This window comes from Xanthobacter sp. DMC12 (genome assembly GCF_056314105.1).
This window is the reverse complement of sequence record NZ_JBQUYZ010000007.1, coordinates 1-21,095: the sequence shown is the minus strand read 5'-3', so window position 1 is coordinate 21,095 and position 21,095 is coordinate 1. Positions and strand designations below refer to the sequence as shown.

The following is a 21,095-nucleotide window of genomic DNA, read 5'->3' as shown; positions in this document are numbered from 1 at the left end:
GGGGGAGAAGCGATGACCAAGGCAGTTGCGGCCGTATCGAGCGGCACCGAGACCGACGCCGAGCGCCGCGTCTACAGCGACGGCAGCCCGCACGACGAGATCCACTATCTCGAGTGCAAGCTCATCCTCAAGCCCGAACGCTTCACCTCGGCCAAGGCCTTCCTGGAATACGGGAAGATCATGGCCAAGACCGCCAAGAAGTTCGGCATCGACTTCTCCGACAAGGGCATCGTGCTGAAGCCTGAAGTGCGCGAGGTTCTGTTCCTCGATACCGCCGACTTCGGGCTCTACAACAACGCCTTCATCCTGCGCCGCCGCATCCGCTACGAGAACGGCTTTCCCGCGGAAGACCCGGAGATCGTCTTCAAGTTCCGCCATCCGGACCTCAAGACGGCGGCGGAACTGGACGTGCGCCCGCTGATCGCCGGGCAGTACCGCATCAAGTTCAAGGCCGAGGCCCTGCCCCTCAAGGACCAGGTGGGCGGCTACCGGATGCTCTATTCGCACAATGTGCAGTTCGGCATCAGCCAGGCGCCGGAAGGCGACAACACCGCCATGTCCACCCTGGCGCAGGTGTTCCCCGTCCTCGGCCAGTTGAAGACCCTCGCCGACCAGCGGGTGGAGCTGGTGAACCAGACCATCGTCGAGGAGGTGCTGCAGGACCTCGGCGTGCTCGACTTCGGCAAGGGCGTCACCGCCAAGGCCAACATCGCCATCTGGCGCGAGCGCGGCACCCACCGTCCCATGTGCGGCGAATTCGCCTTCCAGGCCAAGTTCGAGCGCCGCAACGAATTGCACGACAAGGCGCTCCAGCGCTGCCGCCTGTTCTTCATCGAGCTGCAGCAGACGACCCGCGACTGGCTGTCCCTCGGCACCACCAAGACCGGCCTCGTCTATCGCCTCAAGGGCAACCCGCCCCAGGCGCACGAGTGAGCCTGAAGATGGCGAAGCGGCCGTTGCTGGAGCGGATGCGCGGGGACGAGTTCCTCGGCGTCCATCTGGCGGTGAACATCTTCGTGGGCAGCACGCTCCTGTGGCTGCTCCTGAAGGTGCTGGCGGGGCTCAACCCCATCTGGGCCATCGCCTCCATGGTGGCGGCGAGCGACCCGCAGGTGAAGCAGGCGTTCGCCAATTTCCGCGCCCGCTTCGTCAACGCCCTGCTCGGCTGCGCCGTGGGCATCCTGTTCCTGCTGTTCGGCGGCGTGGACGAATGGAAGCTGCCGTTCGCCATGGCGCTGGCGGCGCTCGCCTCGTCCTATCTGGTGCGCATTCCCACCATGTGGCGCCAGTGCCCGATCACCGCCGCGCTGGTGGTCGCCTCCGCCGTCTCCGCGCACTCCAACCTCTCGGGCATGGAGATCGGCGTGCGGCGGGTGGGCGAGATCATCCTCGGCTGCCTCGTCGGCGCGCTGGTGTCGTGGGCCATGTCCAAGGTCTGGCACGTCCCGGAAAAGCCGGCCAAGGCGAAGGCCTGAGCGGGGCGCCGAGGGTATCCCCCGTCCCGTGCTGCTCAGGCGTGCGAGCGCTCCACGCTGTTGAGGGTGGCCGCCACGTCCTGGTCGAGGTTCGCCTTCAGGAAGTGCTCGGTCTCGGGCAGGATGAGGTGGAAGTCGGTGAGGTTCTCCACCGCGATCTTCAGCGGCCCCGCCTCCACCTCCAGCACATGGCCGCCCTGGCTGCGGTCGTCGGAGAGGAAGTGGAAGTGGTAGCCCTCCACGCTGAACTCGGCGGAGTATGAGGGCGACCAGATGCCCACCAGCGTGCCGTCCACATCCTCGAAGGTGAATTCGCTCTGGGTCTTGGCCGCCTCGGCGAGCGGGGTGCCGGGCTTGGGCGGGCACACGGCGCGGGCTTTCACCTTCTTGAACCGCCCATCGAGCCGCACGGCGTGGAAGATGTTGTTGGAGGAACGGAAGCAGTCACAGGCGGCGCCGAGGCCGTCGAAGCTGGTGACGTCCCCGGTCTCCCCCACGCGGTCGGCGGAAAAGCGCGTCACCACCGCGAAGGGCGAGCCCGCGTCGGCCGGCGCCTCATGCACCTCGCCATCGGCGCGGGCCTGGAAGGCCTTGCCGTCCAGCACCACCATCTCCCCGTCGAGCCCGGCGAAGGTACCGAGGCCGAAATCGCCATGCTCCAGCAGCGTGCCGACGCTGACCTCCCGGTCATACACCCCCGCCACCAGCGCGCCGGAGGTGGAGATCTGGAACACGGTGTGGACCTCGGCCTTCAGGTGATCGGCGAGGATGGCGCGGACATGCGCGCCGAGATCCTTGCCGGCGCGGGCGGCTTCCTGCTCCAGCGCGGTCATGAGGGAGAGCGGCAGATCGATCTCGAGGCGCGGCATGGGTCCGTCTCTCCGGCGGGCTGGGAGCAACGGCCTTCCAAGAGCAGATTTGCCGCGCGGAGGCAACGCGCCTCAAATCCCCAGATACGCCTCCCGCACGCGCGGATCGGCGATCAGCTCCGCCGCCGGGCCGACCATGGTGACTCGGCCGGTCTCCATCACATAGCCCCGGTCCGCTACCGAGAGCGCCCCGAAGGCGTTCTGCTCCACCAGCAGCACGGTGACATCCAGCGCCTTCAGCCCCTTCACCACCTCGAAGATCTGCGCCACAAGGATGGGCGCAAGGCCCATGGAGGGCTCGTCCAGCAACAGGCAGGCCGGCCGGCCCATGAGGGCGCGAGCGATGGCCAGCATCTGCTGTTGCCCGCCAGAGAGACCGCCGGCGAGTTGGTTGCGCTTTTCCTTGAGTATCGGGAACATGGCGAAGGCATCCGCCATGTCGCGCTCCACCCGCTCATCCGCGAAGACGAAGGCGCCGAGGCGCAGGTTTTCCTCCACGCTGAGATTGGTGAAGATCTGCCGCCCCTCCGGCGATTGCGCCAGCCCCCGCGCCACCCGGCGATAGGCGGGCACAGCCGTCAAAGCCTCGCCGCGAAAGGTGATGGAGCCGCCCGACACCGGCTGCACGCCGGAGAGGCAGCGCAGCAGCGTGGTCTTGCCCGCGCCGTTCGCCCCCACCACGGTGACGATCTCGCCGGAGCCGACGAACAGGTCCACCCCGTGCAGCACCTCGATGCGCCCGTAGCGCGAGCGCAGCCCCTCAACCGTGAGCATGAAGCGCCTCCGTCGTGCCGGCGCCGAGATAGGCCTCGATCACCTTCGGGTCGCGGCTGACGACAGCCGGATCGCCCTCGGCGATCTTCTCGCCGTGGTCGAGCACCACGATGGTGTCGGACAGGCGCATCACCAGCTTCATGTCGTGCTCCACCAGCAGGATGGCGACGCCGGTCTTCGCCACCTCGCAGATGAGGCGGTCGATCTCCTCCGTCTCCACCGCGTTGCAGCCGGCCGCCGGCTCGTCCAGCAGCAGCACGCGGGGGCGGGCGGCGAGCGCCCGGGCGATTTCCAGCCGCTTCAGCGCGCCGTAGGAGAGGGCGCCGGCCTCGCGCTCGGCCGCCCGCTCCAGCCCCACCCGCTCCAGCAGAACCCGCGCGCCTTCCGCCGCCGCGCGCGCCCGCTTGCGCGAGCCCGGCAGGCCGAAGAGATCGGCGAGCACCGGCCCGCGCTCGTGCATGTGGAAGCCGACGATGACGTTCTCCAGCACGCTCATCTCGTGGAAGATCTGAAGGTTCTGGAAGGTCCGCGACATGCCCCGCCCCGCCAGTAGGTCCGGGCGAAGGCCGGTGACGTCCGCGCCGTCGAGGCGCACCCGGCCGGATTTCGGCAGGTAGACGCCGGAGATCATGTTGAAGAGCGTGGTCTTGCCCGCCCCGTTGGGGCCTATGACCGAGACGATCTTGCCCTGGTCCAGCGCGAAGGACACGTCGTTGACCGCCGTGACGCCGCCGAAGGAGATGCCGAGGCCTTCCACTTGCAAGAGGCTCATTCCCCCCTCCCCCGCAGCAGGCGCCGGGCGCTGGGGATGAGCCCCGCCGGCAGGAAGATCATCACCAGCATCATCACGAGGCCGAGCACGACGTGCTCATAGTCCTGCAGCACGGTGAGCACCTGCGGCAGCAAGGTGAGCAGCGCCGCGCCGAAGATGCCGCCCAGCACCGAGCCCGCCCCGCCCAAGACCGCCATGGTGACAAGCTCGATGGAGTGCATGAAGCCCGCCACATCCGGCGTGATGAGCCGGTTCTGCAAGGCCAGCAAGGAGCCGGCGACGGAGGCGTAGACGGCGGAGATGACGAAGGCGTTCAGCTTCGCCTTCGCCACATCGATGCCCGCCGTGCGCGCCGCCACCTCCGAGCCGTGCAGCGCCCGCAGTGCCCGGCCGGTGGGGCTGTCGTGGAGATTCAGCGCGAGCCAGGCGCCGATGAACAGCACGAGGCCGCAGAGGGCGTACCAGAATTGCGGGTTGGTAAGCTCGATGCCCACCTGTTCCAGCAGCGCACGCAGGCCGGGGTCCGGCACCTTGATGCCGTCCGGCCCGCCCGTCAGCCAGCCTTCGTTGGCGAGCACCATGGACACCAGCACGCCGAAGCCGAGCGTCGCCACCGCGAGATAATAGCCCTTCAGCTTCAGGATCGGCCGTCCCACCACATAGGCGATGGCGCCCGAAAGCGCCGCGCCGGCCACCACCGCGAGCGCCGGCGGCAGGCCGAAATGCGCCGGCAGCAGGGCGCAGGCATAGCCGCCGATGCCAAGGAACCCCGCATGGCCGAGGCTGATCTGCCCCGCATAGCCGGTGAGGATGACGATGCCCACCACCGCGATGGCATTGACGAAGACCAGCGAGCCGACGCGGTAATAATAGTTCGACGGAAAGAAGAAGGGACTGGCGATGATGAGCACCGCCAGCACCAGCAGGGTGGACTGCTTGGAGGAGAGCCGCATGGTCACACGCGCTCCACCGGATTGCTGCCATAGAGGCCGCGCGGGAAGGCGAACAGCACGGCGAGAATGACGAAGAAGGCCACCGCATCCTTGTAGTGGGAGGAGATGTAGCCCGCCGTCAGCGCCTCCATGAGGCCGAGCAGCAGCCCGCCCGCCAGCGCCCCCTTGGGGTTGCCCATGCCGCCCAGCATGGCGGCGGCAAAGCCCTTCAGCGCCAGCGAGATGCCGATCTCGAAGCTGGTGGGCAGGATGGGGGTGATGAGCACGCCCGCCAGCGCGCCGATGGCGGCGGAGAGGGCGAAGGACAGCGTCATCACGAAGCGCGTGTTGATGCCCACGAGCTGCGCCGCGAGGCGATTATTGGAGGTGGCGAGCACCGCGCGCCCGGTGAGCGTGCGGGTGAAGAACAGCCACAGCGCCACGAAGATGCCCACCGCCCCCGCCACCACCCACAGGCTCTGCGGCAGCACGGTGGCGCCCAGCACGTGGATGGGATCGTCGCCGGAGAAGGACGGCAGGCGGTGGGTGCCCTTGTCGAGCACGATCTGGGTGACACCGCGGATGAAGATGGAGGCGCCGATGGTGATGATGATGAGCGACACCACGGGCGCCCCGCGCGCCGGCTCGATGGCGAAGGTGTTCAGCGCCACGCCGATGGCCGCCGTGAGCGCGATGGCGATGAGCGCAGCCAGCGGCAGCGGCAGCCCGGCCGCGACGCCGGCAACCGAGATCATGCCGCCCAGCATCACGAACTCGCCCTGGGCGAAGTTCACCACGTCGGAGGCGTTGTAGATGATGGTGAAGCCGAGGGCGACGAGGGCATAGACCGCGCCCACCGTGACCCCGGACACCAGGAATTGCAGCAGATCGGACATACGCTCGCTCCCCGCGGGCGGTTCGAGGCGGCGGGCCGGATGGGCCGGCAGGCCGCGTCACGCTGTGTGGAAGGGGTGCCGCGCATTGCCGCCGGGCGCGAAGCCCGGCGGGGGCGGCTTTATGGTCCGCCGCGACCCGCGCGGCGGAAGATGTTCAGTAAAAGGGTGGCTACTTCACCAGCTTCCAGCCGCCGCTGCTGATTTCCAGCATGCGGAAGGCGGAAAGATCGAGGCCGAGATGATCGGTCTTCGAGTAATTATAGGTGCCGGTGGTGCCGACGAGGCCAGTGGTGCCCTCTATGGCGTCGCGGATGGCGGCGGGCTTGGCGGACGGCGCCTTCGCCAGCGCCTCGGTGAGGATGCGCATGGCGTCATGGGCATAGCCGCCGAAGGTGGAGACCGGCGCGCCGCCGGCCGCCTTCTCGAAGCTCGCCTTGTAGGCCAGCACCACGTTCTTCTGCGGGTCTTTCGGATCGAGCAGTTCGCCCACCAGCAGCGCGGTGCCGGGCAGGCGCACGCCCTCGGCATTCTTGGCGCCGGAGAGTTCGATGAAGGCGTTGGAGGCGACGCCGTGGGACTGGTAGAGCGGCAGGGCAATGCCCAGCTGCGCATAGTTCCGCGTGATGGTGGCCGGCCCCTGCCCGAAGCCGGTGTTGAGCACCGCCTGGATGCCCGGCTTGTTGCGGATGTTGGTGAGCTGCGGGGTCATGTCCGCATCCTTCGGCCCATAGGTCTCGTCCGCGACGATCTCGATGCCGGAGGTCTTGGCCACCGCGATGCACTGGGCGCGCATGGAGGCGCCGAAGCCGTCGGTGCCGGAGATGAGGCCGATCTTCGTGAGGCCGCGGGCCTTCATGTCGTCGAAGATCTTCTGGCACGCCATGCGGTCGGTGTGCGGGGTCTTGAAGGTATAGGGCTTCACCGGATCGATGATCTCAATGGCGCCGGCGAGCGAGATGAAGGGCACCTTGCTCTCCTCCGCCACGGCCAGAATGGCGAGCGACGTGCCGGTGGTGGTGCCGCCGACCATGGCGACCACGCCGTCGTCTTCCACGAGGCGGGTGGCGAAGGTCTTGGCCTTGGAGGGATCGCCGCCGTCGTCATAGAGGACGAGCTTCGCCTTCTCGCCCTTGATGCCGCCCTTGGCGTTCAGCTCCTCGACCATCATGCGGATGGTCTTGGCCTCGGGATCGCCGAGCGAAGAGGCTGGCCCCGTCTCGGAAACCACGGCGCCGATCTTGATGTCGGCAAGGGCGGGGGCAGTGGCGGCGGTGGCGAGCAGAGCCAGCGCGAGGGCGCCCGTGACAATCCTCTTCATGTGTCCTCCCCAGGATTGATGGCTGACGCCGCCGCGCCGTCGCCACCGCCGGCAAGCCTGAGGAGGCAAGCCTGCGGGGATAAGCGAGGGGGCATCACGCTTCGATCTATTATCGTTAGATCGTTCGGTCTTTTTAATTCAGATCCATTCGCATTGCCACCAGAATCTGCAGCGCTTGAACGCAGCGTCAGCCGGGCCAATTTTTCGTCGGCCTTCAGGGAGGTAGCCGGTACGTTTCCACGCCCCTTCGCTCTCCCGCCTCGACGAATTTGCGCCGGAAGGCCGCAGGGCGCCGCTTGACATGGCTCAAGGAACGCGAGAATAGTTAGATCGATCGTTCGATGAATTATCCGACAATCCAACGCCGCCGATTCAACGCCACATCAGGGGTGGACCGCCATGCCGCACGCCGCCGTGTCCGAGGCCGCACAGGCCCGCGACTATCGCGCGCTCATCGAGCCCGCGCGCATCAACAGCCGTCTTTACTATGATCCGGCCATCTTCCAGGAAGAGCTGGAGAAGATCTGGTACAAGACCTGGGTCTATGTGGGCCACACCAGCGAAATTCCCAACAAGAACGACTACGTCACCAAGTCCATCGGCCCCATGCCGGTGCTTATGGTGCGGGACCGGGAAGGCGAGGTCCGCCTCCTCCTCAACAAGTGCCCCCATCGCGGCAACCAGCTGTGCGCCTACCAGAAGGGCAACCGCACGTCCTTCACCTGCCCCTATCACTCCTGGACCTTCTCCAACACCGGCGACCTCATGGGCTATGCCCTGCCGGAGGGCTACGAGGGCCAGAGCAAGGCCGGGCTGAACCTCGGCAAGGTGCCGCGCATCGCCATCTATCGCGGCTTCGTCTTCGGCTCCATGGCGGCCGAGGGCATCTCGCTGGAAGAGCATCTCGGCGGCGCCAAGGCGGCCCTCGACCAGCTGCTCGACAACTCGCCCACCGGCGAACTGGAGCTGACCGCGGGCTTCCTGCAGCACCGCACCAAGGCCAACTGGAAGTTCATGCTGGAGAACGAGACGGACGGCTACCACCCCGGCTTCGTCCACGGCTCCGTCTTCCAGGTGACGAACTCCGGCATCGGCAGCCTTTACGGCGCGGATTCCACCGCGCTGACCCGCGACTATGGCAACGGCCACACCGAATTCGACCTGCGCCCCGAATGGCGCAAGAACGACAAGCCGCTGCAGTGGTTCGGCACCACGCCGGAGCGCCTGCCCGAGTACGTGAAGAGCATGAACGCGGCCTATGGCGAGGAGCGCGCCCGCGAGATCATGATCGACGGCTCGCCCCACGTCATGATCTTCCCGAACCTCTTCATCGCCGAGATCCAGATCTTCGTGCTCCAGCCGGTGGCGGTGGACGAGACCATCCAGCATGTCACCGCCGTGCAGTTCAAGGGCGCGCCGGACATCAACCGGCGCCTGCGCCAGCAGACCATGGGCTCGGTGGGCCCCGCCGGCCTGCTGCTCGCCGACGACACCGAGATGTACGAGCGCAACCATCGCGGCGCGCAGATCCTCGATCCCGAATGGTTGGTGCTTTCGCGCGGCCTGCACCGCGAGCGCCTCGATGAGAACGGCTTCCGCATCGCCCATTCCACCGACGAGACGCCCCAGCGCGGCATCTGGCGCCACTATCTGAACCTGATGACGGAGGCCCGCTGATGACCGCCCTCGCCCATTCCTTCGCGGACGCCTCCGCTCCCGACCTCGCCAAGCTGGAGCCGGCGACGCTGCACCATCAGGTAGCGCAGTTCCTCTATCTGGAGGCCCGCCTCGCCGACACCCACGATTACGACGGGTGGGAGGCGCTGTGGACCGATGATGCCATCTACTGGGTCCCCGCCAATGGCGACGACACCGACCCCGAGAAGGAAATGTCGGTGCTCTACGACAACCGCTCGCGCATCGGCGTGCGCATCCGCCAGCTCAAGACCGGCCGTCGCCATACCCAGACGCCGCGTTCGGAGCTGGCCCGCGTGATCTCCAACATCGAGATCGCCGAGGTGCGCGGCCCCGAGGTGAACGTGCGCGCCAACGTCCTCATCTACGAGGACAATCTGCGCGGCGACACCCTCTGGGCGGCGCGCAACACCTATCGCCTGCGCATGACGGAGCAGGGCTTCCGTCTGGTGCGCAAGAAGATCTGCCTCGTGAACAACAACAAGCCGATCTTCACGCTGTCGTTTCTGGTGTGAGGGCGGGTATTCCGCCCCTCTTCCCGCTGTCATGGCCGGGCTTGTCCCAGAAGTCGGCTGTTGCCGACTTCCGACCCTGAGAACGGAACCCGCAAACATGCGGGTTCCGGCCATCCACGTGGTAAGGCCGGGAACGCTCCTCCGACCACCGCGCCAGCGGCCCGACGTGGATGCCCGGCACAAGGCCGGGCATGACGGCCGCTCAAGCAGCGCCCTCCCCTCCCGCCCCCAGAGGCACCCCATGACACACAGCACCACACACAGCACCCCCTCCGAAAGCTGGATCTCCGAAGGCCCCGTCCTGCTCGATTACGCCGATGGCGTCGCCACCCTCACGCTCAACCGTCCCGGCTCGGCCAACGGCATGAACATCGAGCTGATGCAGGCGCTCTACAAGGCCATCATGGTGGTGCATCGCGCCCCCGATGTGCGGGTGGTTCACCTGCGCGGCGCTGGCGCGAATTTCTGTGCCGGCGGCGACGTGCGCGAGTTCGCCTCCAAGGGTGAGGCGCTGGGCGATTTCCTGCGCGAGGTGACGGCCTATCTCCAGGTCGCCATCGGCGCGCTCATCCGCCTCAAGGCCATCGTCGTCACCGAGGTGCACGGCTATGCAGCGGGCGGCGGCGGGCTCGGCCTCGTGTGCGCGTCGGACATCGTGATTGCCGGCGCGGGCGCGAAATTCATGGCCGGCGCGACGCGCGTTGGCATGGCGCCGGATGCCGGCGCTTCCGTCATCCTGCCCCACCTCGTCGGCTTCCGCCGCGCGGCGGAAATCATGCTCTCCAACCGCGTCGTCACCGCCGAGGAGGCGCAGGCCATCGGCCTCATCACCAAGTGCGTGCCGGACGAGGCGCTGGTTGAGGAAGCCGGCAAGGCCGCGCGCTTCTATGCCGCCGGCGCGCCCCTCGCCATGGCCGCCACCAAGCGCCTGCTGTGGAACGCGCTGGATGTGGAGCGCGCCTTGCCGGAGGAGGCGCGCACCGTCTCCGAACTCTCCTTCACCGCCGACAGCCGGGAAGGCCTCGCGGCGGTGATCGAGAAGCGCAAGCCCGTCTTCACCGGCCGATGACCGCCCCCGCGAAGCCGCCCTTGCCCCCGCGCCGCGCGCTCGTGACCGGAGGCGGCGCCGGCATCGGCGCCGCCATCGTCCGCAAGCTGGGCGCGGACGGGATGGCCGTGACCTTCTGCGATCGCGATGCCACGGCCGGCAGCGCGCTCGCGGCGGAAACCGGGGCCACCTTCGTCCACATGGACGGGACGGACGCGGCAGCCGCGCAGGCGCTGTTCGCCACGCACGGCGGGTTCGACGTGCTGGTGAACAATATCGGCGCCGACCAGCACGCCTTCTTCACCGACACCACGGTGGACGACTGGCGCTTCCTGCTCTCGGTGAATCTGGAAACCGCCTTTCTCTTCACCCGCCTCGCTTTGCCCGCCATGCAGGCGGCGCGCTACGGGCGGCTGGTGAACGTGGCCTCGGAAGCGGGGCGGCTGGGCTCCAAGGGTGGGGCGGTCTATGCCGCCGCCAAGGCCGGGCTCATCGGCTTCACCCGTTCCATCGCCCGCGAGAATGCCCGCTACGGCATCACCGCCAACGCCGTCGCCCCCGGCCCCATCCGCACCCCCATGGTGGAGCGGGCGGTGGCGGAGGTCGGCGAGAAGATCCTCGCCGACATGGCCGCCCTCACCCTCCTGCGCCGTATGGGCGAGCCGGAGGAAGTGGCCGCGGCGGTGGCCTTCCTCGCGTCGCCGGGCGCCTCCTTCGTCACCGGCGAGGTGCTGGGCGTCTCCGGCGGCATGGGCTGCGGCGCCTGATTGTTCAAGCAAGACCAATAGACTGGAAGCCCCCGATGACCCGCATCGTCTTCGTCACGCCCGCCGCCGAGCGCATCGAGATCGATGCCGATGATGGGCTCTCCGTCATGGAATGCGCCCGCCGCGCCAATGTGCCCGGCATCGTCGCCGAGTGCGGCGGCGCCTGTTCCTGCGCCACCTGCCACGTGCATGTGGACCCCGCCTGGTCCGCGCAGGTGGGCGAAGCCTCCGGCATGGAGCGCGACATGCTCGAATTCGCCGAGGACGTGCGCGACACCTCCCGCCTCTCCTGCCAGGTGAAGGTGGCGCCGGCGCTGGACGGCCTCGTCGTCCATCTGCCCGCCGGCCAGGGCTGAGGGCGATGCCGGGTCCGCTTTCGGGACTGCGCATCGTCGAGATGGTGGGCCTCGGCCCCGCCCCCTTCGCCGCCATGATGCTCGCGGATGCGGGAGCGGAGGTCATCCGCATCCACCAGAAGGGCGCGCGGGCGGACATCCCGCTCATGAACACGCGCTTCGACGTGCTGGCGCGCGGCCGCCGCTCGCTGGCCCTCGACCTGAAAGACGCGCGCGACCTCGGCATCATGCGCGATCTGATCGCCCGCGCTGACGGCCTCATCGAGGGATTCCGGCCCGGCGTCATGGAGCGCCTCGGCCTCGGGCCGGAGCCGTGCCTTGCCGCCCATCCGCGCCTCGTCTACGGCCGCATGACCGGCTGGGGGCAGGAGGGGCCCTTGAGGGATGCGGCCGGGCACGACCTCAACTATCTGGGCATGACCGGGGCGCTCGCCGCCATGGGCCCGGCCGATGCGCCGCCGCCCGTGCCGCTGAACCTCGTGGCCGATTTCGGCGGCGGCGGGATGCTGATGGCGTTCGGCATGGTGGCGGCGCTGCTGGCGGCGAAGACCACCGGGCAGGGCCAGGTGGTGGATGCGGCCATGACGGACGGCGCGTCGCTGCTGGCCGCCATGTTCTGGGGCTTCCGCGCCGGCGGGATATGGAGCGATGCGCGCGGGGCGAATTTGCTCGATGGCGGGGCCTATTTCTACGGCACCTATGCCTGCGCGGACGGGAAGTTCCTCGCCGTGGCGCCGGTGGAGGGCCGCTTTCACCGCATCCTCATCGAGCGGCTGGGGCTCGACGCCGCCGACTTCACTCACGCCGCCGATCCCGCCTCTTGGGGCGCACTGCGGGCGCGCCTCGCGGCGGTGTTCCTCACCGAGCCGCGCGACCATTGGGCGGCGCTGTTCGACGGCACGGACGCCTGCGTCACCCCCATCCTCGACTGGGACGAAGCCGCCGCCCACCCCCATGCGCAGGCGCGCGGGGCTTTCGTGGAGGTGGACGGCGTGACCCAGCCCGCCCCCGCCCCCCGCTTCTCCGCGACCCCCTCCGAGGTGACCCACGGCCCTTCGGCGCCGGGCGCGGACGGGCGGGCCATCCTCTCCGACTGGGGGCTCGATCCGGCGCGGCTGGGGTGAGCTGAATGGGGTGAGGCGGAGAGCTGACGCGCCCCCCAGCCGTCATGCCCGGGCTCGTCCCGGGCATCCGCGTGGAACGGCCGGGGATCAATTCTCGGACTGTAGCTCGATCGGCCCGACGTGGATGGCCGGGACACGCCCGGCCATGACGCCGTATTGTAGGATAGAGGCCGCAAGTAAACGGGGCAGCCCACGAAAAAACCGGCCTCCCGGCGGTGGCGGGAGGCCGGAGAGTGGGCCCGGCACATGCGACGTCGAAAGGCGTCGGGAGGAGGGCCGGGTTTCAGAGCCCGCGCAAAAAGTCCCCGATGCGGGAGAGCGACGCAGCCGCCTCGGGCAATTCCTCGAACACCTGGAAATGGTGGCACATGCCGGGGAACACCTCGACCTCCACCCGCCCGCCCTGCTCCGCGGCGCGGCGGGCGAGGAGGTGGCTGTCGTCGAGCGTGATGTCGTGCCCGCCCGCATGCACCAGCACCGGCGGCAGGCCCGAAAGATCGCCCAGCACCGGCGAGGCGGCGGGATCGTCCGGCGCGTGGGTCCGGCCGAGATAGGTGCGCGCCATGGCCTTCAGCTGCTCGGGGCGGGAGAAGATGTCCTTCTCCGCCAGCGCCACATAGCTCTCCCCGCCCATGGTGAGATCGAGCCAGGGCGAGAGCAGCACCAGCGCCTTCGGCAGCGCCAGACCCGCGTCCCGCGCCCGCTGGACGGTGCCCAGCGCCAGCGCCCCACCGGCGGAATCCCCCACGAGCGCGAGCGGCGCCCCGCCCGCCTCCACCAGCGCGCGATAGGCGGCGAAGGCGTCGTCGTGCGCCGCCGGAAAGCGGTGTTCGGGGGCGAGGCGATAATCGAAGCCGATCACCCGCATTCCGCTCGCGAGCGCAATCCGCGCCATCAGCCCCGCATGGGAGCGCACGGAGCCGATCTGGAAGCCGCCGCCATGGCAATAGAGCAGCACGCGGGTGGCATCGCCGCCCGTGGCATCGAAGGCGCAGGCGGGAAGGCCGCCGAGCGTGAGGGGCGTGCGCGACACCTCCGGCGCGCCCTCGCCCGCCCCGAGGAAGGTCTCGAAGCTGTTGCGGATCTCGGCCAGCGTCATGCCCGCCGCCCAGGCGGAGGTCGCTGCGGCGATGCGCGCGCGCACCCGCTCGAAGGCGGGTGCGTCGGAGGAAAGAGCCTCTGCCAAGGCCGCCTCAGTGGGTCGCTTCGGGCCGGTGCAGCACGCGCGTGGCCTTGGCCTCGTAGCGCGGCAGCTCCCCTTCAGGGTGGCACTCCACGTTCACGTTGATGCCGAGGCGGGCCTTGATCTCGCGCCGCACGTCGGCCGCCGCATCCTCGCCTGGACGCTGCGAGGCGGCCACCGCCTCCACCGCCACGGTCATCTTGCCGATGGTGGTGGCTTCCTTGTCCACATAGATCTGCCAGGCTTCCTTGGCGAGGCCGGGAATGCCGGCGATCACGTCCTCGATCTGCGACGGGAAGACGATGACGCCCTTGAACTTGATCATGTCGTCGGTGCGCCCGATGATCCGGCCGATCTTGCGCATGCCGCGCCGGCCCGAGGGGCAGTCATAGGGGCGCGGGGAAAGGCGCACGAGATCGCGCGTGCGCCAGCGGACCACCGGGGAGGCTTCCTTGCGCAGGGTGGTGATGACGATCTCACCCACCTCGCCCTCGGAGACCGGCTTCATGGTCTTGGGATCGAGGATCTCGACGATCACCGTATCCTCGTTGAGGAGCTGCAATTCGTCGTCGGCGTGGGTGAAGGGCGTGGAGATGGCGAGGATGGGCCCGCCGGCTTCCGTGGTGCCGTAGATGTTGTGGCTCATGAAGCCCTCGGGCATCTCGGCTTCCAGCTGCGCGCGGAACTCGGCCGAGACCGACTGGCCACCGAGGATGGCGACCTTCAGCGTCCAGTCGTTGCGCGGGTTGATGCCCTGGTGCTTGGCCGCCTGCACGAGAGTCATCAGCCACAGGGGTGACATGGAGGCGACGTCATAGGCGTGGTCGCGCAGCCAGCGGGCGGCGAGCTCGCCGCGGCCGGGGCCGATGGGGAAATTGGTGCAGCCCACGGCGGAGAAGCCGGCATCCAGCGCCGGGCCGCCGATCCACAGGCCATAGCCATAGCCCTGATAGGCGCGGAAGCCGGGCTTCACGCCCGCCGCGGTGAGCAGGCGCGCCATCTGGGACGGCAGCAGGCTGTGCAGATCGTTCTTCGTCATGCCGAAGGTCACCGGCAGGCCGGTGGTGCCGGAGGTGGCGACGAAGCGCTCCACCTTGTCCATGGGGACGGTGAGGAAGGGGAAGGGATAAAGGTCGCGCAGCAGCGACTTGTCCATGAAGGGCGCGTTGGCGAGGCCATCCGCGCTGGCGAGGTCCTCCGGCTTCATGCCGGCCTGCGCGAAATGCGCCTTCCAGGTGTCGCACTGCGCCAGACGCGCACCGAGGCTGGCAAGGCCCTCGCGCTGGAGCTTCAGAATACCGTCGCGATCGAGCGACTCCACCTCAGGATGCTGCATGTGGCTCCTCCCCCATCCGACCGTTGAAACACGCGGCTCTTGTGGCCGCTCCCGGTTGGCGAATTAATAGACCGAACGACTGGTCTATGTAAACGGCGATTTTGATCTGCATCAACGTTGGTGGCGCGATGACGGGGCGAGGCTACCATGGGGAAGGCAGCGAAGGCACGCGCGGCGGGTTTGGCGCAGGGTAACAACGCCGAAACTGCACAAGCGGGCGCGCACGTGCCCCAACCGTCATAGCCGGGCTTGTCCCGGCCATCCACGTCGGCCGATTTCACAACTCCATCAATACTTTTCCCGGCCGAACCACGTGGATGCCCGGGACAAGCCCGGGCATGACGACTGGACATGATGAGCCACATTCCGCCCTTCAGCTTCTTCAAACAACTCCAAGGACACGCCAATGCGCCCGCCGCCCTTGGCACCGCCGCCCCATGCGCCTATAGACCGAATGATCGGAACATTCTTGCAGGTGTGGCCGCCGTGGCGAGAACGCGCTCAGCCGAATACGACAATATCCACGACACCATCCTGGAACGGGCGGCGTCGGTGTTCGCGCAGCGCGGCTATGCGGCCACCTCCATCGGCGACATCGCCGAGGCGTGCGAGTGCTCCAAGTCGCGGCTCTATCACTATTTCACCTCCAAGGAGGCGATCCTTTCCGACCTGCTGACCTCGCATGTGGAAAGCCTCCTCATGAAGTGCCGGCAGACCCTTTACGGCTATCAGGACCCGGAGGAGCGCTTCCGCCAGCTCACCCGCCTGTTCCTCGATGTCTATAGCGTCTCGCGCGACCAGCACGTGGCGCTGCTCACCTGCGCGGAATTCCTCGCCCCCGAGACGCGCAAGGTGCTGGTGGCGAAGCAGCGCGAGCTGATCGCCTATGTCAGGGACATCCTCTTGCAATTGCGGCCGGATCTCGCCCATTCCAGCACGGCCCACGTGGACACCATGCTGTTCTTCGGCATGATCAACTGGACCTACACGTGGTACCACGCCGACGGTGCCGTGACGCCCAACGAGCTGGCCGACCGCACGGTGGACCTCTTCGTGAAAGGCTACGCCAGCGCCCCCGCGCCCGCGAGCGGCACGCCCCACGCCAAGCCGGACGGTCGGCATGCCGGCCGGCATGAGGGGCGCAGCGGGAAGGAGTAGAGGGGCGGCTGAAGGGGCCGACGCAGCGGCCGGTAGAGGGTTTGACCCGCATTGTCCGCCGTCATCCCCCGGCTTGTCCGGGGGATCCACTTTGCGGCTGGGCTGGCCTTTGGCGATCGAGCACCGAGCCCGCGGTCGGGTGGATGCCCCGGACAAGCCGGGGCATGACAGCGCTCTAAATCATCGTCCTCCCCAACAGCCAGACCGCAGCCGCCCCCCTCACGCCGCCGACCGCTTCATCCGCGCCACCGGGTCGAACCCCTCCGCCGCCACCTCATCGAGCGTCAGCACAGCCCCCGCCTCCAGCAGCTTCTTTGCCGCCATATAGGTCCGCGCATCATTCAGCGCGTCCACCGCGATCATCCGGCCATCGCGGAAATACCAGAGCGATTCGCCCCGTTCGGATCGCCGGCGCAGCACCGCGTCGTAACCGCGATTGAGGCCGACGATTTGCAGTTTCATGTCGTACTGATCGGACCAGAACCACGGCACCGGGGCGTAGTCTCGCGTGTGGCCGAGCATGTCGTCCGCGGCGCATTCCGCCTGATCCACCGCATTCTGCACGCTCTCCAGCCGGGTCGGCAGGCCCTGGAAGGGGAAGGACGCGCAATCGCCCGCCGCCCAGATGCCGGGCGCCGAGGTGCGGCCGTGCGCGTCCACCACGATGCCGTTCTCGCAGGTGATGCCGGCCGCGCGGGCGAGTTCGTCGCGGGGCAGGACACCGATGCCCACCAGCACCGCATCGACCTCCAGGCGCGTGCCGTCGTCCAGAGCCACCGCCGCCACGGCGCCGTCCTGTGCCTCGACCCCGACGACGCTGCGGCCTTCCACGATGCGCACGCCGTGGCCCGCATGGAGCGCCCGGATGGCGTCGGAGGTCTCGGCGCAGGCGACGCGCTCCAGAATGCGCGCGGCCCGCTCCACCACGGTGACGGCGAGCCCGGCCTTCGCCGCCACCGCCGCCGTCTCAAGCCCCACATAGCCGCCGCCGAGCACGAGCAGCCGCCGGCCGGGACGGATCTCGCCCGCCAGCCGGTCCGCGTCGGCAAGGCTGCGCAGCTCGTAGACGCCTGAGAGACCTGCAAATTCCGGGGGGAGCGGACGCGGGCGGGTGCCGGTGGCGAGCGCCAGCTTGGTCCAAGCCACGCTACGTCCACCCACCTCCAGCGTGCGGGCAACCGGATCGAGCACGGTGACGGGCGCGTCCGTCACCACATCGACGCCGAGGCCGCTCCAGAACTCGGCGGGGCGCAGATAAAGCCGGTCCACCGTCCACTCCCGCTTGAGATAGGCCTTGGAGAGCGGCGGACGCTGATAGGGCGGGTGCGGCTCGTCGCCATAGATCGTCAGCGCACCCGAATATCCGCCATGCCGCAGGCGCAGCGCGAGGGAAGCAGCCGCCTGCCCGGCTCCGACGATGGCGATGTGCTCCTGATCCGTCCCCACGTCTTCCATGGCGTCCCCCGTTTGGATATTTATTGACCGAACGTTCTGATTATTATACTGCCGAAATGCGGGCGGCAATCGGCTTTCCCGCGCGCCGTCGGCCCCGACGTTCGGCGCGTGGCAGGCGATGAGGCCCCTCCCCCGGCCGCACAGACGGGCACCACATGACGGGCATCACAGCACTCGCGATCCACCTGCCGCGCCTGCGCCTCCAGCGCGCCGCCATGACCGCCGCCATGGGCTGGCTCTGCCCCCGAGGCGAGGCCCGCGGCGCCCGCACTTTGGCCTATTGGGACGAAGACCCCATCACCATGGGCGTCGCCGCCGCCCGGGCGTGTCTGGAACAGGTCCCCGAGGCCCGCACGACCGTCCGCGCCCTCACCTTCGCCACCACGACGCCGGTGTTCGCCGAGCCGCAGCAGGCGTCCCTCATCCATGCCGCCCTGCGTCTGCCCGAAGCGACCCGGACGCAGGATGTCGGTGGTACCATGAGGTGCGGGCTACTCGCGCTGCATGCCGCTCTTGAATCGTCCGACCCGGCATTGCTGATTGCTGCCGAATTGCCACTGAACACCCCGGGTGGAACCGCTGAAATGCGCTATTCGGACGGGGGTGTCAGTGCGCTCATTGGGTGCGGGGCTGACCTCCTCGCCTATCGCGGCGGCGCCAGCCTCTCCGCCCCCTTCATCGAGCGCTATCGCGCCCCCGACCGCTCGCTCGCCACCGATTGGGAAGAGCGCTGGGTGCGGGAGGAAGGCTTCCTCGACCTCGTGCCCCGCGCCATCGCGGAAGCCCTTGGAAAGACCGGGCTTTCCGCGTCAGAGATCGACCATTTCGTCCTGCCGTGCGTCATTCCCGGAGCGGCAAAGGCGGCGGCGCAGGCAGCCGGTCTCTCTCGCGCAAAACTGGCGCAACCCCTTGATCTGGAATGCGGAGACACCGGCTCCGCCCACGCCCTCGTGATGCTGGCGCGGGCCATGGAAGACATGCGCCCCGGCGAGCGGGTGCTGGTCGCCCAGTTCGGCCAGGGCGCCACCGCATTGGTACTGGAGGCGACCGACGCCATCTCCCGGTTTCCGGCCGCCGCCTCGGCCGTTCTGGCGGATGGCATCTCCGAGGCCAACTATCTGAAACTCCCCATCTTTCGCGGCCTCATGCCGTGGGAACGCGGCCTGCGGGGCCGCTTCCCCGTGAACGAGGCGCTGACCACCGCGTACCGTAATTCCGAGGCTCTGCTGGGCTTCGTCGGCAGCCGCAGCCCCGAGACCGGCCAGGTGCAGTTTCCCCCCTCCCGCCTTGCCGTCGCGGAGGCCGGATTGTTCGCGGAAACCCAGCAACCATGCCCCCTTGCGGACCTCGGCGGCACGGTCGCGACCGCCACCGCAGACCGCCTCGCCTTCTCCCGCAGCCCGCCCAATTGCTACGGCCTCATCGACATCCCCGGCGGCGGCCGCCTGATGATGGACTTCACCGACCCCGACGCCGAGCGCCTCTCGACCGGCGATGCGGTGCGTTTCGTGTTCCGCATCAAGGACATGGACGAGCGCACCGGCTTCCGCCGCTATTTCTGGAAGGCGGTCGCGGCCCCCGCGCCGTTCGCCGCAGCCTGACCGGAGGGCGACAAAATGGCCAACGGAATCAAGGACAAGGTCGCCATCCTCGCCATGGGCTGCTCGCGCTTCGGCGAGCGCTGGGACTTGGGCCAGGAAGAGCTGATGGCGGAGGCCTATCTGGAGGCGCTGGGTCACGCCGGCATCGCCCCCGAACAGATTGGCGCGGCTTGGTATTCCTCGCATTATGACGACATCGGCGCCGGCAAGGCCGGCACCCCCATGGCGCAGGCTTTGCGGCTGCCCAACATCGGCGTCACCCGCGTAGAGAACTTCTGCGCCGGCGGCACGGAAGCCTTTCGCGGCGCCGTCTATGCGGTGGCCTCAGGGGCGGTGGACATCGCTCTGGCGGTGGGCGTCGAGAAGCTGAAGGACACCGGCTTTGCCGGCCTGCCCCCGGCCTCGCGCGGCACCTTCGCGCCCATGTATCTGCCAACACATACGAATCCCGGAAATTTTGCGCAGCTCGCGCGAGCTTATGGCACCCGCCACAACATCTCCGCCGGCGACCTCAAGCGGGCCATGGGGCACACCTCCATGAAGAGCCATGCCAATGCCGTGAGGAACAAAAACGCCCACCTGCGCAAGGCGATAACCGTCGAGCAGGCGGTGAATGCGCCGCTGGTGGCCGACCCGCTGGGCCTGTTCGATTGCTGCCCGGTGTCCGACGGCGCCGCCTGCGCCATCGTCACCACGCCGGAAATCGCCCAAAGCCTTGGAAAGACGCCGGTTCTGGTCAAGGCCATCCAGCTCGTCGCCTCCAACGGCTGGGAGGTGCAGAGCAGCGGCTGGAACGGTGCCTATGTCCACACCGCCCGCATCGCCGCCCGCCGCGCCTATGCGGAGGCGGGCATCGCCGATCCGCGCGCGCAACTGAGCTTCACCGAGCTGCACGATTGCTTCTCCATCACCGAGCTGGTGACGCTGGAGGATATCGGCCTCGCCGACGAGGGCACCGCCTGGAAACGCATGCTGGACGGGGCTTTCGACGCGGATGGCGCCATGCCCAGCCAGGTGGACGGCGGGCTGAAATGCTTCGGCCACCCCGTCGGCGCTTCGGGCCTGCGCATGCTCTACGAATGCTGGCTGCAGCTGACCGGGCAGGCCGGCGAGCGCCAGCTCGCGAGCCCCAGCCTCGCCCTCACCCACAATCTGGGCGGCGCGCCGGCGCAGAACGTGTGCTCCATCACCATTGTCGGTGCCGCCTGATCCGACCGTGGCGGCCCGCTGACTGCCCCGCCGCCCGGCTCGCGCCGGCGGCGGGGTTTTTTATTGGGAGCGAGGGAGTTAGCCCCTCTACCAGTCTGCGAATGTCTTCCCCTCGGCCGCGAGCTGGGCGAGGAGCGGTGCGGGTTCGGAGCCGGCGCCGCCGGTGGCGTGGGCGGCTTCGACTTCGGTGAGGATGGTGGGAAGGCCAAGGGCGTCGGCGGCGTGCATCGGGCCGCCCTTCAGGCGCGGGAAGCCGTAGCCGTTGACGAAGGCGAGGTCGATGTCGGACGGGCGCAGCGCGATGCCCTCGGCGAGTTCCCTCGCGCCTTCGTTGGCCATCACAGCGAGCAGCCGGAGCTGGATCTCTTCCGGGGTGAAGGATCGCGGCACGATGCCCTTGGCCGTGCGGGCTTGCGCGATGATCTGCTTGACGATCGGGTCCGGCGTGCGGTTGCCATTTGCGTCGTAGGCGTACCAGCCGCCATTGGTCTTGCGCCCCAGCCGCCCCGCCTCCACCAGAGTATCGGCGATGGCGACGTAGCGCTCGTTCGGGTCCCGCGTCGCCGCCCGGCGCTTCCGCATGGCGTAGGCGATGTCGAGGCCGGACATGTC

General features: G+C 68.5%; 21 protein-coding genes. 11 read left to right on the top strand and 10 right to left on the bottom strand.

Features of this window, described 5'->3' with window-relative positions:
* Positions 1-12 precede the first annotated feature (12 nt).
* Positions 13-933 (top strand): hypothetical protein, encoded by a 921-nt coding sequence (locus tag ACT535_RS21705; RefSeq protein WP_168462148.1) that lies wholly within the window; start codon positions 13-15, stop codon positions 931-933.
* Complete coding sequence (locus ACT535_RS21700) at positions 930-1,475, top strand: FUSC family protein (RefSeq protein ID WP_476365987.1); 546 nt, start codon at positions 930-932, stop codon at positions 1,473-1,475. Before ACT535_RS21705 ends, ACT535_RS21700 begins: the two co-directional genes overlap by 4 nt.
* Positions 1,476-1,510: 35 nt before the next feature.
* Here the strand turns inward: ACT535_RS21700 and budA are convergent, their stop codons facing one another.
* From budA to ACT535_RS21670, 6 genes are all read right to left on the bottom strand, one after another.
* Positions 1,511-2,344, bottom strand: a complete 834-nt coding sequence (budA, locus tag ACT535_RS21695; RefSeq protein WP_168462150.1) for an acetolactate decarboxylase — start codon at positions 2,342-2,344, stop codon at positions 1,511-1,513.
* A gap of 72 nt (positions 2,345-2,416) precedes the next feature.
* Positions 2,417-3,118: an ABC transporter ATP-binding protein gene (locus ACT535_RS21690; RefSeq protein WP_476365986.1), complete on the bottom strand. Its 702-nt coding sequence runs from the start codon at positions 3,116-3,118 to the stop codon at positions 2,417-2,419.
* On the bottom strand, positions 3,105-3,890 hold the full coding sequence (locus ACT535_RS21685) for an ABC transporter ATP-binding protein (RefSeq protein ID WP_168462152.1): 786 nt from the start codon (positions 3,888-3,890) through the stop codon (positions 3,105-3,107). Before ACT535_RS21685 ends, ACT535_RS21690 begins: the two co-directional genes overlap by 14 nt.
* Positions 3,887-4,843 carry a branched-chain amino acid ABC transporter permease gene (locus tag ACT535_RS21680; RefSeq protein ID WP_476365985.1) on the bottom strand — a complete coding sequence of 319 codons (957 nt, stop codon included), beginning with the start codon at positions 4,841-4,843 and terminating at the stop codon, positions 3,887-3,889. Before ACT535_RS21680 ends, ACT535_RS21685 begins: the two co-directional genes overlap by 4 nt.
* 2 nt (positions 4,844-4,845) lie before the next feature.
* Complete coding sequence (locus ACT535_RS21675) at positions 4,846-5,718, bottom strand: branched-chain amino acid ABC transporter permease (RefSeq protein ID WP_476365984.1); 873 nt, start codon at positions 5,716-5,718, stop codon at positions 4,846-4,848.
* Between the two features lie 169 nt (positions 5,719-5,887).
* Complete coding sequence (locus ACT535_RS21670; RefSeq protein WP_476365983.1) at positions 5,888-7,036, bottom strand: ABC transporter substrate-binding protein; 1,149 nt, start codon at positions 7,034-7,036, stop codon at positions 5,888-5,890.
* Positions 7,037-7,435: 399 nt separating this feature from the next.
* On the opposite strand from ACT535_RS21670, the gene ACT535_RS21665 reads away from it, so the two are divergent.
* From ACT535_RS21665 to ACT535_RS21640, 6 genes are all read left to right on the top strand, one after another.
* Positions 7,436-8,713, top strand: a complete 1,278-nt coding sequence (locus tag ACT535_RS21665) for an aromatic ring-hydroxylating dioxygenase subunit alpha (RefSeq protein ID WP_168462155.1) — start codon at positions 7,436-7,438, stop codon at positions 8,711-8,713.
* A complete protein-coding gene (locus tag ACT535_RS21660) occupies positions 8,713-9,246 on the top strand; it encodes an aromatic-ring-hydroxylating dioxygenase subunit beta (RefSeq protein WP_476365982.1) in 534 nt (177 codons plus the stop codon). Before ACT535_RS21665 ends, ACT535_RS21660 begins: the two co-directional genes overlap by 1 nt.
* Before the next feature lie 241 nt (positions 9,247-9,487).
* Entirely contained in the window at positions 9,488-10,315 is an 828-nt protein-coding gene (locus ACT535_RS21655; protein WP_476365981.1) for an enoyl-CoA hydratase/isomerase family protein, read from the top strand.
* A 20-nt stretch (positions 10,316-10,335) separates the two neighbouring features.
* Positions 10,336-11,061, top strand: a complete 726-nt coding sequence (locus tag ACT535_RS21650; RefSeq protein WP_476365980.1) for an SDR family NAD(P)-dependent oxidoreductase — start codon at positions 10,336-10,338, stop codon at positions 11,059-11,061.
* Positions 11,062-11,096: 35 nt separating this feature from the next.
* Positions 11,097-11,417: a 2Fe-2S iron-sulfur cluster-binding protein gene (locus tag ACT535_RS21645; protein ID WP_168462159.1), complete on the top strand. Its 321-nt coding sequence runs from the start codon at positions 11,097-11,099 to the stop codon at positions 11,415-11,417.
* A 5-nt stretch (positions 11,418-11,422) separates the two neighbouring features.
* Complete coding sequence (locus ACT535_RS21640) at positions 11,423-12,541, top strand: CaiB/BaiF CoA transferase family protein (RefSeq protein WP_476365979.1); 1,119 nt, start codon at positions 11,423-11,425, stop codon at positions 12,539-12,541.
* Between the two features lie 283 nt (positions 12,542-12,824).
* On the opposite strand, the gene ACT535_RS21635 is transcribed toward ACT535_RS21640, so the two are convergent.
* A complete protein-coding gene (locus ACT535_RS21635; protein WP_476365978.1) occupies positions 12,825-13,727 on the bottom strand; it encodes an alpha/beta hydrolase in 903 nt (300 codons plus the stop codon).
* A gap of 7 nt (positions 13,728-13,734) precedes the next feature.
* Entirely contained in the window at positions 13,735-15,060 is a 1,326-nt protein-coding gene (locus tag ACT535_RS21630; protein WP_476365977.1) for a phenylacetate--CoA ligase family protein, read from the bottom strand.
* 486 nt (positions 15,061-15,546) lie between these two features.
* Between ACT535_RS21630 and ACT535_RS21625 the strand changes: the two genes are divergently transcribed.
* Complete coding sequence (locus ACT535_RS21625; protein ID WP_476365976.1) at positions 15,547-16,218, top strand: TetR/AcrR family transcriptional regulator; 672 nt, start codon at positions 15,547-15,549, stop codon at positions 16,216-16,218.
* 219 nt (positions 16,219-16,437) lie between these two features.
* On the opposite strand, the gene ACT535_RS21620 is transcribed toward ACT535_RS21625, so the two are convergent.
* The gene (locus ACT535_RS21620; RefSeq protein WP_476365975.1) at positions 16,438-17,673 is read right to left on the bottom strand and encodes an NAD(P)/FAD-dependent oxidoreductase; all 1,236 of its coding nucleotides are present in this window, start codon (positions 17,671-17,673) and stop codon (positions 16,438-16,440) included.
* Between the two features lie 155 nt (positions 17,674-17,828).
* Here ACT535_RS21620 and ACT535_RS21615 point away from each other — a divergent pair, with 155 nt between their 5' ends.
* Both ACT535_RS21615 and ACT535_RS21610 read left to right on the top strand, forming a co-directional pair.
* The gene (locus tag ACT535_RS21615; RefSeq protein ID WP_476365974.1) at positions 17,829-19,274 is read left to right on the top strand and encodes a 3-oxoacyl-[acyl-carrier-protein] synthase III C-terminal domain-containing protein; all 1,446 of its coding nucleotides are present in this window, start codon (positions 17,829-17,831) and stop codon (positions 19,272-19,274) included.
* A gap of 15 nt (positions 19,275-19,289) precedes the next feature.
* The gene (locus ACT535_RS21610) at positions 19,290-20,483 is read left to right on the top strand and encodes an acetyl-CoA acetyltransferase (RefSeq protein WP_476365973.1); all 1,194 of its coding nucleotides are present in this window, start codon (positions 19,290-19,292) and stop codon (positions 20,481-20,483) included.
* Between the two features lie 87 nt (positions 20,484-20,570).
* On the opposite strand, the gene ACT535_RS21605 is transcribed toward ACT535_RS21610, so the two are convergent.
* Positions 20,571-21,095, bottom strand: a 525-nt coding sequence (locus tag ACT535_RS21605) for a 3-hydroxyacyl-CoA dehydrogenase family protein (RefSeq protein ID WP_476365972.1), incomplete at its 5' end; no start/stop codon positions are given.